This window comes from Bradyrhizobium sp. USDA 3256, assembly GCF_054058275.1.
On the sequence record NZ_JBSSAE010000002.1, the window covers coordinates 6,934,071 to 6,947,695 of the forward strand.

The following is a 13,625-nucleotide window of genomic DNA, read 5'->3' on the forward strand; positions in this document are numbered from 1 at the left end:
CTCCGATGCCCAGAGCTATGTCGTCGGCTTGATGTTCTGGTTCAGGCGGAAGAAATTCGTCGGATCGTATTTGTTCTTGAGCGCGACAAGACGAGCGTAATTTTCGCCATAGGCGTCGCGCACCCGGTCTTCGCCCTCATCCCCCAGGTTGTTGGCATAGACGCCGCCGGTCGAATAGGGCCTGACGGCACTCCACAGCTCGCGCGCCCAATGCATGTTCGCCTCGTCACCGGCCGGATCGTCCCAGATCGCAACCGGAAAGCAGTCGAACGCCGCATCGCGGTTTGCGTAAGGCGAGCTCGATACCGGAACCCGTGCAATTGCGCCGCCGACATGCTGGAGAACCAGCAAGGACGCGGTGTTGGGGGCTCTCGCATAGGCGTCGAGCAGCGCGTCGATCGCGCCGGCACCGATCTCGCGCAGGAACTGCGCCTTCCAGTAATAGCGACGTCCCCGCGGAAACAGGGCATCGCCGCCCGACTGAATCTCGAGATAGGGAACGGTTGCGAGGCGCGTCTCAACGGGCGAGCCGAACTTGACGATCGGCGAAAGGGCGCGCTCACCGTCATGATGCGAGCCGACGTAACAACCGGAGATGTTGAAGAACCGCTCGCCCGACGGCAGCGTCACAAGGGCAGCATCGACGTTGACCTCATCGGCAGCGTTGCGGGCGAATTCGTCGTAGAACTGCATGGCCTCGCGCGCCTGATCGTAGGGATAAAGCGTCGACGCCACGGGCAACGACGTGCCGATCGGATGCAACTGGTATTCGAACGCAGTCACGATGCCGAAATTGCCGCCGCCTCCTTTCAAGCCCCAGAGCAGGTCGGGGTGTTCGGTCGCGCTGGCCCTTAAAACCTGTCCCTCGGCTGTCACCACTTCGGCGGCAATCAGGTTGTCGCAGGTCAACCCGTATTTTCGCCCGAGCTTGCCGAAGCCGCCGCCAAGCGTGAGCCCGGCGATGCCGGTGTCGCTGTTGACCCCCATGGTGGTCGCCAGGCCGTGCGCCTGCGTGGCACGATCGAATTCGCCGAGATCGAGGCCGGCCTCCGCGCGCGCGGTGCGGCTGACCGGATCGACATCGATGCGTTTCATCCGCGACAGGTCGATGACCATGCCGCCGTCACAGACTGAGAGGCCGGCGACATTGTGGCCTCCGCTGCGAACGGCCACCGGGAACGTGCGGGACCTCGCGAACGTCACCGCCTCGACCACATCCTGGGTATCCGCGCAGTAGGCGATCATGGCCGGCCGCCTGTCGACGGCGCCGTTCCAGACTTTGCGCGCCTCGTCGTAACCGGCGCTCCCGGCGAGGACCACCTCGCCCTTGAGCCGTAGCTGCGAGCTGGGCCGAAGTTCGGAATGCGATTTGCCCATCACCTCGTCATATGGCTGCCGCTGCTCCATCCGATTTGCTCCTCGTCAGGAATGCCCATGCCATCATCCCACGGCGCGCCAAATTGTCCTGAATCCGATCGGAAAAAGCTGCAAAATTTCGCCAAAAGGGATGGCTCCAGGCGATGGCGACGCTTGCCGCCTCAAACGAAAGCCGGCCCTGATCCAATCAGGGCCGGCTTGTTCCTTAGGCCGCCAAATCCCGCCGGAAAATTACTCCGCGGTCCAGCCACCGTCGATCGAGTAGTTGGAGCCGGTGATCTGCGCGGCATCGTCGCTGCACAGGAACAGCGCGAGCGCCGCGACCTGCTCGGAGGTCACGAATTCCTTGGTCGGCTGCGCTGCGAGCAGCACGTCCTTGATGACCTGCTCCTTGGTCATGTTGCGCGCCTTCATGGTCTCCGGGATCTGGTGCTCGACCAGCGGGGTCCAGACATAGCCCGGGCTGATGCAGTTGCAGGTGATCTTGTGCTGCGCGAGCTCCAGCGCCACCGTCTTGGTGAGGCCGGCGATGCCGTGCTTGGCCGAGACATAGGCCGACTTGAACGGCGAAGCGACCAGCGAGTGCGCCGAGGCGGTGTTGATGATGCGGCCCCAGCCGCGCTTCTTCATGCCGGGCACCGCGGCGCGGATGCCGTAGAACGCGGACGACAGATTGATCGCGATGATCGCTTCCCACTTCTCCGGCGGGAATTCCTCGATCGGCGCAACGAACTGGATGCCGGCATTGTTGACCAGGATATCGACCGAACCGAAGGTCTTCTCGCCGAGCGCAATCATGTCGGCGATCTCGGCCGGCTTGGTCATGTCGGCCGGCGAATGCACGGCCTTGACCTTGAAGTCGGTCTCGATGCCCGAACGCTCCTTCTCGATATCGGCCGGAACGCCCATGCCGTTGAGAACGATATTGGCGCCGGCACCGGCGAAGGCGCGCGCATAAGCCAATCCGATGCCGCTGGTCGAGCCGGTCACAACGGCGGTCTTGCCTGTCAACGTACCCATTATCGGTCGCTCCTATTTGCTTGCGGGGGGCGTGGGTTCATCCCCCGTGAGGTCGTAAGTCACCATGGTCTCCCCGGACTGCGGCCGTTCTAGCCATTCTTTGTGACGCATCGACAAATGCACGTCGCGGACGCCCGCGCCCCAGTGCTCGACCATCGCAACATGGGAGAAGTCGTAGTCCTTCGAGGAGCTCTCGTAGTTCTTGCTCTTGTAGATCAGGTGAACCACCGTGACGGTGTTCTCCTTGGACGCCTTGCGCAGCAGTTCGACCGACGGATCGTTCTTCAGGTAATCGGGCAGCTTGCCGATCAGGTCGCGCACCGCCATGCGGGCGTTGTGGATCTGCCTGTTCTTGTCGGTGTTCATCCGCGTCCGGCTGGAATAGCGGATATCCTTCTCGCGCTCGGCAGCCTCCAGCAACGTCTCCGGCAACGGCCCGCGCGCGCTGAACAGATCGACCTGGAAGATCAGCAGATCGCGGTTGATCTCCTCGTCGAGCACGAAGTCGAGCGGGGTGTTGGAGGCAATGCCGCCGTCCCAGTAATGCTCGCCCTCGATGACGACGGACGGAAAGCCCGGCGGCAGCGCGCCCGAGGCCATGATGTGCTCGGGGCCTATCTTCTTGCCGACCTTCCTGAACTCGTAATTGTCGAAGTAGCGGAAATTGCCCGAGGTGACGCTGACCGCGCCGACCGACAGGCGCGTCTTCAGATCGTTGATGCGGTCGAAATCAACCAGGCGCTCCAGCGTCTTTTTCAGGGGCGCGGTGTCATAATAGCTCAGCGATTGCGAGCTGCCGGGCGGCCACAGCGGCGCCGGCGGGATCCGCGGCGTGAAGAAGCCGGGCACGCCGAAGGTCGCGATGATGGCGGCAGAGGTCTCGTTGAACAGCGAGCGGGCGCGGTCATGATTGGAGACCGGATTCCACGGCACCGGCGCCGACACCATCTCCCAGAATTCCTTCAGCCGCGGCACGCGCTCGGCCGGCTCGTTGCCGGCGATGATCGCGGCATTGATGGCGCCGATCGAGATGCCGGCGATCCATTCCGGCTCGAAGCCTGCGTGACAGAGCGCCTGAAAGGCGCCGGCCTGATAGGAGCCGAGCGCGCCGCCGCCCTGAAGAACCAGCACGCGCTGCGCTTGCGCCGGCGTCGAGGCAGGCGCGGAATCCGAAGTATCCATTCGTAACCGTTGGGTCAGGAAATGACTTGGGCCGGCACCGTGGCGGCTGTTTACCGCGGCGTCAATCAACGAGATGCAGGGCTCTATTGCTTGAGCATGATCTTCTCGGAAAACCGCCTCACACTTTTCCGGATCATGCTTTGGATCACGCGGAATTTATCGAGATCAGGTTGCCGCCAAAATGAGCGTCCAGAACACCTTGTACTTGGTGTTGGGAGCATAGACCGCGGCGATGCCCATTTTTGTGACACCGCTCTTCAGCATATTGGCCTTGTGCGGCGGTGAATCGCGCCAGCCCGAAAAGGCTTCCGCCAGGGTGTGATAGCCGGCCGAGATGTTCTCGACCGCGACGGTGGCGGGATAGCCCCCGGCCTGCAGCCGCTTGCCGAGCGGGGCCTTCACGTCGTGGTCCATCTTGTTGCGGGCGGCCATCGCCTGCGATTGCTGCTCGGCGAGCTTGGTCAGGTCCGGATCCACCACGACGGTGCCAAGGCCATTGTTCTGGCGATACTGCGAAAACATGATCGCGGCCGCCTGGCTATCCAGGACAGCGCCGGGTTGGGCCATGTTGAGATACATGGTCGGTTCTTCCGGGATTTTGGTGTCCGTGCCGCAGCCGGCAAGCAGCAGAAGCCCGAACAGGGCGACCGTCGTCCGTTTCACTGTAAGAAAACCCCCAAAGATTGGCCCGCCGTTGTTGCATACCAACCGTGGCTGAATGGTGAACAGGGGCTAACTTCTGGCCACACAAAACGCCGTCATTCCGGGGCGATGCGGTAGCATCGAACCCGGAATCCCGAGATTCCGGGTTCGATCCTGCGGACCGCCCCGGAATGACAGGTGAGATTGTTGGCCTGATAGCCCCGATGCAGCGGAGCGCAATCCGGGGCAGCCTATCCGCGGAGCGAAGTCCCGGATTTCGCTGCGCTGCATCCGGGCAACGGAGCGTTCCCTTCCGCCTGAAAGGGGGAAGGTCGGGATGGGGGTCCGGCCACAGGCTGCGCTGCAAGTGGAGAGACCAGATCCCCACCCGCTTTGCTCTGGCGAGCCAGGCGGACCTCCCCTTTTCAAGGGGAGGTTTGCGTGGCCGCTACTCCTGGGCGGCAAAGATCCGGTAGCGGCGGGGCTGCAGCGAGACGATTTCGCCGGCCTGGAGCTCGCGGTCGCGGGGGGCGTCGATCTCGATCACGGTCTTGCCCTCGCTCCCCGACAGGGCCACCTCGGCACGCTGGATCGGACCGAACGAACGGACATGCCGGATGGCGCCTTCCAGGGCGCCGGTTCCGGCCGGGCCGACCGCCATGTCGTGGCGGCGGACGAACAGTTTTGCCGCGCCCGACGCCGCGCCCAACGCCGGAATGTTCAGGGGACGGCCGTCCAGCCGTACCGCATCGCCGGCCACGTCGACCGGCAGCACGATGGATTCGCCGATAAAGCCATGCACGAAGGCGGTCGCCGGATTGTCATAGACCTCGCCGGGCGAACCGATCTGCTCGATCTTGCCCTTGTCCATCACCACGACGCGGTTGGCGACTTCGAGCGCTTCTTCCTGGTCATGAGTCACGAAGATCGAGGTGACGTGGATCTCGTTGTGCAGCGAGCGCAGCCATTGCCTGAGCTCCTTGCGCACCTTGGCATCGAGCGCGCCGAACGGCTCGTCGAGCAAGAGGATCCGCGGCTCGATCGCGAGCGCGCGCGCCAGCGCGATGCGCTGGCGCTGGCCGCCGGACAATTGGCTGGGATAGCGGTTGGCCAGCCAATCGAGCTGCACCAGGTCGAGCAGGTTCTTGACGCGGGCGCGGATCGTCGCTTCGTCCTTGCGGATCGCGCGCGGCTGCACGCGCAGGCCGAAGGCGACGTTCTCGAACACCGTCATGTGGCGGAACAGCGCGTAGTGCTGGAACACGAAGCCGACCTGGCGCTCGCTGGCGCCGCGAGAGAGCGCATTCTCGCCGTCGATCGCGACCTCGCCCGAGTCGGGCCAGTCCAGGCCCGCGATGATGCGCAGCAGCGTCGTCTTGCCGGAGCCGGACGGACCGAGCAGGGCCAGCAACTCGCCGTCGGCGACCTTGAGGTCGACATTGTCGAGCGCGGCAAAGCTGCCGAACGTCTTTACGATATTCTTGACTTCAATCGCCATCGGGCACCTCTGCCTCGTCGAGCCGCCGCTCGAGAACGGTTTTCGCCACCAGGGTGATCAGCGCCAGCATCGCGAGCAGCGATGCGATCGCGAACGAGGCGACGAACTGGTATTCGTTGTAGAGAATTTCGACCAGCAGCGGCATCGTGTTGGTCTCGCCGCGGATGTGGCCGGAGACGACCGACACCGCGCCGAACTCGCCCATCGCGCGCGCGTTGCAGAGCAGGACGCCGTACAGCAGGCCCCATTTGATGTTGGGCAGCGTGACGCGGAAGAAGGTCTGCAGGCCGGAGGCGCCGAGCGAGATCGCCGCCTCCTCTTCCTGGGTGCCCTGCTCCTGCATCAGCGGGATCAGCGCGCGCGCCACGAAGGGAAAAGTGACGAAGATCGTCGCCAGCGCGATGCCGGGCACCGCGAACAGGATGTGGACATTGTGGGCCTGCAGCCATGGCCCGAAATAGCCCTGCGCGCCGAACAGCAGCACGAAGACCAGGCCCGAGATCACCGGCGAGACCGAGAACGGCAGGTCGATCAGCGTGATCAGGAAGGTCTTGCCGGTGAATTCGAACTTCGAGATCGCCCAGGCCGCGATCACGCCGAACACGAGGTTGAGTGTGACCGAGATCGCGGCGATCAAGAGCGTCAGCTTGATGGCGGCGAGCGCCTCAGGCTCCGCCAGCGCCGCGAGATAGGCGCCGATCCCCTTCGAAAAGGCCGACGCAAACACCACGACCAGCGGCAGCACGACGAAGATGCTGAGGAAGGCGATCGCGAGCGCGATGATGATGAAGCGGATCGGGCCGGGCTCAGTGCGCAAATTGCGCTGCGCCGTCCCCGGCTCCGCGCGACCGATCTCGAGCCGCGGCGCCGGGGCCGCGACGCTGACATCGGTCGCGGGTGCGTAGGTCCGCAGTTGCGTGGTCGAGGTCACCAATCCCGTCTGCATCGACATCGCAAGACCTCAATGCACGGGGATGCGGGCTTGCGCCCAGCGTTGCAGCCGGTTGATCAGGAAGATGATCAGGAACGAGGCCACCAGCATCACGACCGCGATCGCGGTGGCGTCGGCATAGCGGAATTCGGACAGTCGGATCACGATCAACAGCGGCGCGATCTCGGAGACATTGGGCAGATTGCCGGCGATGAAGATCACCGAGCCGTATTCACCGATGGCGCGGGCGAAGGCGAGCGCGAAGCCGGTGAGCAGCGCCGGGATCAGGCTCGGCAGGATGACGCGAAACACCGTGTGCCAGCGATTGGCGCCCAGGCTCGCCGCCGCTTCCTCGATCTCGGGATCGAGATCGATCAGCACCGGCTGCACCGTACGCACCACGAAGGGAATGCCGATGAAGATCATCGCGATGAAGATGCCGATCGGCGTGAACGCGACCTTGATGCCGAGCTCGGCGAGCGGCGCGCCGAGCCAGCCCTTCTGCGCGAACAGCTGCGTCAGCGCGACGCCTGCCACCGCCGTCGGCAAGGCAAACGGAATATCGACGATGGCGTCGAACAGCCGCCGGCCCGGAAAACGGTAGCGCACCAGCGCCCAGACGATGACGGTGCCCATCACCAGATTGACGCAGGCGGCCGCAAACGAAAGCCCAAACGAAATCTTCAGGGCATTCAGGGTGCGGCGGCTGGTGATGATGCCCCAGAACTGGTCGAGGCTCAGCTCGAACGTCTTGAGGAACAGCGCGGCCAGCGGAATCAGGATGATAACGGAGAGCCATGTCAGGGTCAGTCCCATGGTGAGACCGAACCCCGGCAGGGTACTGCGCCGTGCAACCGCTGTGCTCACATATCCCCCTGATAATCCGATCAGTTCTTGTAGATCTGATCGAAGATGCCGCCCTCGGCGAAGTGCTCCTTCTGGGCCTTGGTCCAACCACCAAAAACGTCGTCGATGGTGAAAAGTTCAACCTTGGCGAAGGATTTTTCGTACTCCTTGGCGATCTCGGGATCGCGCGGCCGGTAGGAGTTGCGCGCGGCGATCTCCTGGCCTTCCTTGGTGTACCAGTACTTCAGATAGGCCTCGGCGACGGCGCGGGTGCCCTTCTTGTCGGCGACCTTGTCGACCACGGCGACCGGCGGCTCGGCCAGGATCGACTGCGCCGGGGCCACGATCTCGAACTTGTCCGCGCCGAATTCGCGAAGCGCCAGAAAGGCCTCGTTCTCCCACGCGAGCAGCACGTCGCCGACGCCGCGCTCGACGAAGGTCACGGTCGAGCCGCGCGCGCCGGTGTCGAGCACCGGCACGTTCTGATAGAGATCGGCGACGAACTTCTTCGCCTTGTCGGCCGAGCCGAACTTCTTCTGCGCGTAGCCCCAGGCGGCGAGATAATTCCAGCGCGCGCCGCCCGAGGTCTTCGGGTTCGGCGTGATGACGCTGACGCCGGATTTAATCAAATCGTCCCAATCCTTGATGCCCTTGGGATTGCCCTTGCGCACCAGGAACACGATGGTCGAGGTGTAGGGCGAGGCGTTGAGCGGCAGCCGCTTCTGCCAGTCGGCCGCGATCAGGCCCTTGCCCGCGATCGCATCGATGTCATAGGCGAGCGCCAGCGTGACGACATCGGCCTGCAATCCGTCGATCACCGAGCGCGCCTGCGAGCCCGAGCCGCCATGCGACTGCTTGATCTCGACGCTCTTGCCGGTTTCCTTCTGATAGGCCGCGGCGAACGCCTTGTTGAAATCGACATAGAGCTCGCGGGTCGGATCGTACGACACGTTCAGCAGCGAATAGTCGGCCGCAAAGGCCGAGCTCGCCCACAACAATCCCGCGACCAGCGGCAGGATACGACGGATCATTTCGCTCTCCATTCAACCTGAGAAATGTCAGGGAACACGCAAGACATAACTCACGGTGAAGTGGTCTTAAGTCAACGAAACCGGTTTTCTTTGTTTTCGGCAGCGCAGCGCGCTTGTGCTACGAAGTCGCCGCACTGCGAAGGCTTTGTCGCGTCGCCAAATCGCAATGAACCGTCATCGCGATCTGGCGCCTCGCGCAAACGCTTCGCGTTTGTCGCTAGGATCAGGTTCTACGACATCTTCATCGTATGGATGCCGCATTCCGTCTTGGCCCGGCCGCGCCAGCGGCCGTCGCGCGCATCCTCGCCGGCAGCGGACCGGCTGCTGCAAGGCATACACCCGACCGACTGATATCCCGATGCGACAAGTGGATGCGGCGGCAGCTTGCCGAGCGTGTAGATCGCCTCGATCTCCTCGCGCGAGACGTTGGCGAACGGATTGAACTTCAGCCTGACCCCGTCATCCTCGACAACCGGGATGTCGGCGCGGGCACCGCCCTGGAAACGCTTGCGGCCGTTGATCCAGCCGGCGAACGGCTTCAGCGCGCGCGCCAGCGGCTCGACCTTGCGAATGCGGCAGCAGGCGTCGGGATCGCTGAACCACAGCTCGCGGTCCGGATCCTGGCGCGACAGCGCTTCCTCATCGGGCTTGATCGAGCGCACGTCGGTGAGGCCGAGCGCGGCTATCAAAGTGTCACGATAAGCCAGCGTCTCCTCGAACAGCCAGCCGGTATCGAGGAACACCACCGGGATCGCCGGATCGACATCCGCCATCACCTTGAGCAGCGCGGCGGACTCGGTGCCGAACGACGACACCAGCGCCACTTTCTCGCGGCCGAGCGTCCTGACCGCGGCCGCGATCACCTCGGCGGGCGAGGCCGTGCGCAGCGCGCGATCGAGCGCATCGGCCGCGGGCAGTGCGGCCGGCCCCACTGCGAGCTCTGGTGCAAGCGTGCTCACTGGCCGGCGCTCTCCGAATGACGCAGCTGCATGCGGCGGTTGAGTGCGGTGACGCGGCCGTCGCCGGTCGGCTGGTAGAACACCGAATAGCGCTTCATGGTCGCGGCGAAGGCGTCGGCGTCGGCGTCCTTCTTCACCTCGAAGGCGTCGAAGCCGGCGCGCGTCATGAACACGAACTGGTCGCGCAGGATCTGGCCGGTGGCGCGCAGCTCGCCGTCATAGCCGTAACGCTCGCGCAGCAGGCGCGCCTGGCTGTAGGCGCGGCCGTCGCGGAAGGTCGGAAACACCAGCGCGACCGAGGCCAGCCGATCGAGATGCGGCACGAGATCGTCGAGGTTGCGGTTGTTCGGCCAGATCACGCCGGTCTTGCCGGGACGGCGCAGCAGCGCCTCCGGATCGGCGAGAAAGCGCTCGGCGCTCACCAGCACCGCGCCGTCGCCCGGCAGCTCGGCGCCGTCGGCGACATGCACGAACAGATCGGTGGTGATTCTTCCCTGCTTAACGAGTGGCATAGACCCGCTCCCTGATAGGCTCGACGCCCAGACGCTTCACCGTATCGACGAACAATTCTTCGGGACGGTCGCGCAGCGCGAGATAGGCTTCGACAATGTCTTCGATCACGTCGGCGACTTCCGCATAGGGAACGGCCGGGCCGATCAGCGTGCCCAACTGCGCGTTCTCGTCGGCGCGGCCGCCGATCGTGATCTGGTAGAATTCCTCGCCGTTCTTCTCGACGCCGAGAATGCCGATGTGGCCGACATGGTGATGGCCGCAGGCATTGATGCAGCCGGAGATGTTGATGTGCAGCCGCCCGATCAGGTCGGCGGTGTCGTGGTTGGCGAAGCGCCGCGTCAGCTCCTGCGCGATCGGGATCGAGCGCGCGTTGGCCAGCGAGCAGTAGTCCAGCCCCGGGCACGCGATGATGTCGGTGACGAGGTTGACGTTCGGCGTCGCGAGACCGAGGCGATCGAGCGCCTTGAACAGCTGCGGCAGGTCGCACTTGGCGACGTGCGGCAGCGCGAGGTTCTGCTCGTGGCCGACGCGGATCTCGCCAAACGAGTATTTGTCGGCAAGGTCGGCGACCGCGTCCATCTGCTCCGCGGTGGCGTCGCCCGGAGGCCCACCGACCGGCTTCAGCGACAGCGTCACGATCGAATAGCCCTGCACCTTGTGCGGCGCGACCGAGTTCTTGCGCCAGCGCTCGAACAGCGGATCATGCGCGGCCTGCTTCAGCTCGTCCGGCATGTGCGGCAGCTTCTCGTAAGGCGGATAGGAGAAGCGCGAGCGGACCTCCTCGATGGCGGCGTGATCGAGCGTCAGCCCGACATCGCCCATCGCCTTCCACTCCTCCTCGACTTCCCTGGCGAACTTCTCGATGCCGAGCTCGTGCACCAGGATCTTGATGCGCGCCTTGTAGATGTTGTCGCGGCGGCCGTACTGGTTGTAGACGCGCAGGATCGCCTCGACATAGCTCAGGATGTCGCGGCCGTGGACGAACGGCTTGATGGTCTTGGCGATGAACGGGGTGCGGCCGAGGCCGCCGCCGACCAGCACCTCGAAACCGGTCTCGCCGTCGGCATTCTTGTGCAGCCGCAACCCGATGTCGTGGATCTTGATCGCGGCGCGATCGTGCTCGGATGCCGTGATCGCGATCTTGAACTTGCGCGGCAGGAACGAGAATTCCGGATGCAGCGTGGTGTGCTGGCGCAGGATCTCCGACCAGATGCGCGGATCCTCGATCTCACCGGGCGCGACGCCGGCCCACTGGTCCGAGGTGACGTTACGCATGTTGTTGCCGGAGGTCTGCATCGCGTGGATGCCGACCTCGGCGAGGTCGGACAGCGCGTCGGGCAGCTCGGCGAGCTTGATCCAGTTGAACTGGATGTTCTGCCGCGTCGTGAAGTGGCCGTAGCCGCGATCGTAGCGGCGCGCCACATGAGCGAGCCGGCGCAGCTGCTTCGACGACAGCGTGCCGTAGGGGATCGCGACGCGGAACATGTAGGCGTGCAGCTGCAGGTACACGCCGTTCTGCAAGCGCAGGATCTTGAATTCGTCCTCGGTGAGCTCGCCGGAAAGGCGGCGCTTCACCTGGTCGCGGAATTCCGAAACACGCTCGTTGATCAGCGTGCGGTCGAGTTCGTCATATGCATACATGATGGATGAGCCTTACGCCGGCACCTGAAGATCGATCGTGACGCCCTTGGCGCGGATGTGTTCGCGAAGATTGCCCGGCTTGAGCTTGCCGCCGTCCTTGAGCTCGACCGGCGCGATGTAGGGGCCGACCGCGCCGACATCGTCGGCGGTGGCTTCGGCCAAAAGCGCGCGCGCATCGTCGGAGGTGCTGACGACAGCGGAATCGGACAGTTCCGTGGACCAGCCTTGCTTGGCGGTTCGGTACACCACGGCACCATCCCAGGTGCGGTTGGCGGTCACCACCGAGGGGCCCGTGATCCTGATTTTCTTCTGTTCAAGCGGAGAGGTCATTCGGCAGCTTTCAGCAGTTCGGAGAACATCTGGTTGGAGAAGAGTTGGGTGACGTTGGACCGGCTCCACGGCGCGGAATGCGCGACCACGTCGCCGATGATGAGAATGGCGGGACCGCCATCGACCTGTTTGACGAGCTCGGGCAGCCGCGCCAGCGTGCCGACCGCGGCCTTGGCATCCGGCCGGGTCACGCGCGCGAACACGCCGACCGGCGTCTCCGGCGAGCGGCCCGCGGCAAGCATGCCTTCGCGGATCGAGGGCGCCGCGGTCATGCCCATATAGACGACGACGGTCATCTTCTTGTCTGTCAGCACCGACCAGTCGACGACTTCGGCATCGCGCGCCTTGTGCGCAGTGAGGAAGGTGATGCGCAGCGCCTCGTGTCTGAAGGTCAGCGGCACTTCGAATTGCGCGGCCGCGCCCAGACCGGCGGAGACGCCCGGAATGATGGAGTAAGCGACGCCGGCGTCGCGCAGCGCCTCGATTTCCTCGCCGCCGCGGCCGAAGATAAAGGGATCGCCGCCCTTCAGCCGCACCGCGCGCTGGCCGGACTGCGCGGCCTCGATCATCAGTGCATTGATGGCGTCCTGGCCGATGCCGGGCTTGCCGACACGGCGGCCGACCGGGATCCGCGTGGCATCGCGCCGGATGCGGTCGAGAATTTCGGACGACACCAATTCGTCATAGAACACGACGTCGGCGTCCTGCAGCGCGCGCAACGCCTTCACCGTGAGCAGGTCCGGATCGCCGGGACCGGCGCCGACCAGCGTCACGTGACCAATGGCTTTGCCTGCCGCGCTCGCGCCGGCGAAGGTGGCGGGATCGGTGATCGCGTTCAGCGCCTGCTCGGCCTCGTCCCTGCGGCCGGCCAGCACCAGCGCGCCGATCGGGCCGTCGACGATGCGCTCCCAGAAGCGGCGGCGCAGCGGAAACTCCTCGATGCGGGCGTGGATCGATTTGCGGACGCCGCCGATGAAGCCGGCGAGATCGCCGATCCGCGCCGGCAGCACCGCCTCGATCTTCTCGCGGATGCGGCGCGCCACCACCGGCGACGTGCCGCCGGTGCCGACCGCGACCACGACATCGCCGCGATCGACGATCGCCGGCATGATGAAGGTGGAGTGCACGAGGTCGTCCATCACGTTGACCGGCAGGCCGATCGCCTTGGCGCGCACCGACATCGCAACACCGATCTCGCCTGCGCCGGCACAGAGGACGGCGATGACATCGGAAAGATCGGCGGCGAGCGGATCGCCTTCGGCGCGCTCGATCCGCGCGGCGTCCTCCGCCGCAAGACCGGCAATGTCATGATCACCGTCCGTCGCGTACCAGCGCACCGCGGCGCCGGCGGCTGCGAGCAGCCGCAACTTGGCGCGCGCGAGGTCGCCCGCTCCAACGAGCAGCACCTTGCCGCTTTGCAGATCCAGAAACACCGGCAGATATCGCATCAGACACTCGCTTCCCCAACTTGGGGGTTGACTGAAATTATTTTCTATTTATCTCTCGATCAAGGCCAGCAAAGAGAAAATTATTTCTTCTCTATTGCAGCGCAACTTTAGAATTTTCAACTCCACAGGCCAAGGCCAAGAGATGCATCTTCTCGACAACGAATCCGTCGCCGCCAGGACGCGGTCCGCAACGCTTAGCAATGCATC

General features: G+C 64.5%; 13 protein-coding genes. All 13 read right to left on the reverse strand.

Annotated features, from left to right (window positions below):
• Positions 1 to 15 precede the first annotated feature (15 nt).
• The 13 genes from ACVWY5_RS34675 to cysG all read right to left on the reverse strand — a co-directional run bounded on the left by ACVWY5_RS34675 (position 16) and on the right by cysG (position 13,418).
• Positions 16 to 1,407: an FAD-binding oxidoreductase gene (locus ACVWY5_RS34675; protein ID WP_080667110.1), complete on the reverse strand. Its 1,392-nt coding sequence runs from the start codon at positions 1,405 to 1,407 to the stop codon at positions 16 to 18.
• 201 nt (positions 1,408 to 1,608) lie between these two features.
• Positions 1,609 to 2,397, reverse strand: a complete 789-nt coding sequence (locus tag ACVWY5_RS34680; protein WP_028334731.1) for a 3-hydroxybutyrate dehydrogenase — start codon at positions 2,395 to 2,397, stop codon at positions 1,609 to 1,611.
• 12 nt (positions 2,398 to 2,409) lie between these two features.
• Entirely contained in the window at positions 2,410 to 3,579 is a 1,170-nt protein-coding gene (locus ACVWY5_RS34685; RefSeq protein ID WP_028334730.1) for a DUF3734 domain-containing protein, read from the reverse strand.
• 165 nt (positions 3,580 to 3,744) lie between these two features.
• Positions 3,745 to 4,242 (reverse strand): CAP domain-containing protein, encoded by a 498-nt coding sequence (locus tag ACVWY5_RS34690; protein ID WP_028334729.1) that lies wholly within the window; start codon positions 4,240 to 4,242, stop codon positions 3,745 to 3,747.
• A gap of 427 nt (positions 4,243 to 4,669) precedes the next feature.
• Entirely contained in the window at positions 4,670 to 5,719 is a 1,050-nt protein-coding gene (locus ACVWY5_RS34695) for a sulfate/molybdate ABC transporter ATP-binding protein (protein WP_028334728.1), read from the reverse strand.
• Positions 5,709 to 6,671: a sulfate ABC transporter permease subunit CysW gene (cysW, locus tag ACVWY5_RS34700; RefSeq protein WP_198400214.1), complete on the reverse strand. Its 963-nt coding sequence runs from the start codon at positions 6,669 to 6,671 to the stop codon at positions 5,709 to 5,711. The genes ACVWY5_RS34695 and cysW overlap by 11 nt, the downstream gene beginning before the upstream one ends.
• Before the next feature lie 9 nt (positions 6,672 to 6,680).
• Positions 6,681 to 7,487 carry a sulfate ABC transporter permease subunit CysT gene (gene cysT, locus ACVWY5_RS34705; RefSeq protein WP_028334726.1) on the reverse strand — a complete coding sequence of 269 codons (807 nt, stop codon included), beginning with the start codon at positions 7,485 to 7,487 and terminating at the stop codon, positions 6,681 to 6,683.
• Between the two features lie 50 nt (positions 7,488 to 7,537).
• Positions 7,538 to 8,527, reverse strand: coding sequence for a sulfate ABC transporter substrate-binding protein (locus ACVWY5_RS34710; RefSeq protein ID WP_028334725.1), 990 nt, complete (start codon positions 8,525 to 8,527; stop codon positions 7,538 to 7,540).
• A 230-nt stretch (positions 8,528 to 8,757) separates the two neighbouring features.
• Positions 8,758 to 9,486: a phosphoadenylyl-sulfate reductase gene (locus ACVWY5_RS34715; RefSeq protein ID WP_028334724.1), complete on the reverse strand. Its 729-nt coding sequence runs from the start codon at positions 9,484 to 9,486 to the stop codon at positions 8,758 to 8,760.
• Entirely contained in the window at positions 9,483 to 9,998 is a 516-nt protein-coding gene (locus ACVWY5_RS34720; RefSeq protein ID WP_028334723.1) for a DUF934 domain-containing protein, read from the reverse strand. Before ACVWY5_RS34720 ends, ACVWY5_RS34715 begins: the two co-directional genes overlap by 4 nt.
• Positions 9,985 to 11,640, reverse strand: coding sequence for a nitrite/sulfite reductase (locus ACVWY5_RS34725; RefSeq protein ID WP_028334722.1), 1,656 nt, complete (start codon positions 11,638 to 11,640; stop codon positions 9,985 to 9,987). The genes ACVWY5_RS34720 and ACVWY5_RS34725 overlap by 14 nt, the downstream gene beginning before the upstream one ends.
• Before the next feature lie 12 nt (positions 11,641 to 11,652).
• Entirely contained in the window at positions 11,653 to 11,970 is a 318-nt protein-coding gene (locus tag ACVWY5_RS34730) for a DUF2849 domain-containing protein (protein ID WP_028334721.1), read from the reverse strand.
• Positions 11,967 to 13,418 carry a siroheme synthase CysG gene (cysG, locus tag ACVWY5_RS34735; protein WP_028352052.1) on the reverse strand — a complete coding sequence of 484 codons (1,452 nt, stop codon included), beginning with the start codon at positions 13,416 to 13,418 and terminating at the stop codon, positions 11,967 to 11,969. The genes ACVWY5_RS34730 and cysG overlap by 4 nt, the downstream gene beginning before the upstream one ends.
• Positions 13,419 to 13,625: the final 207 nt, after the last annotated feature.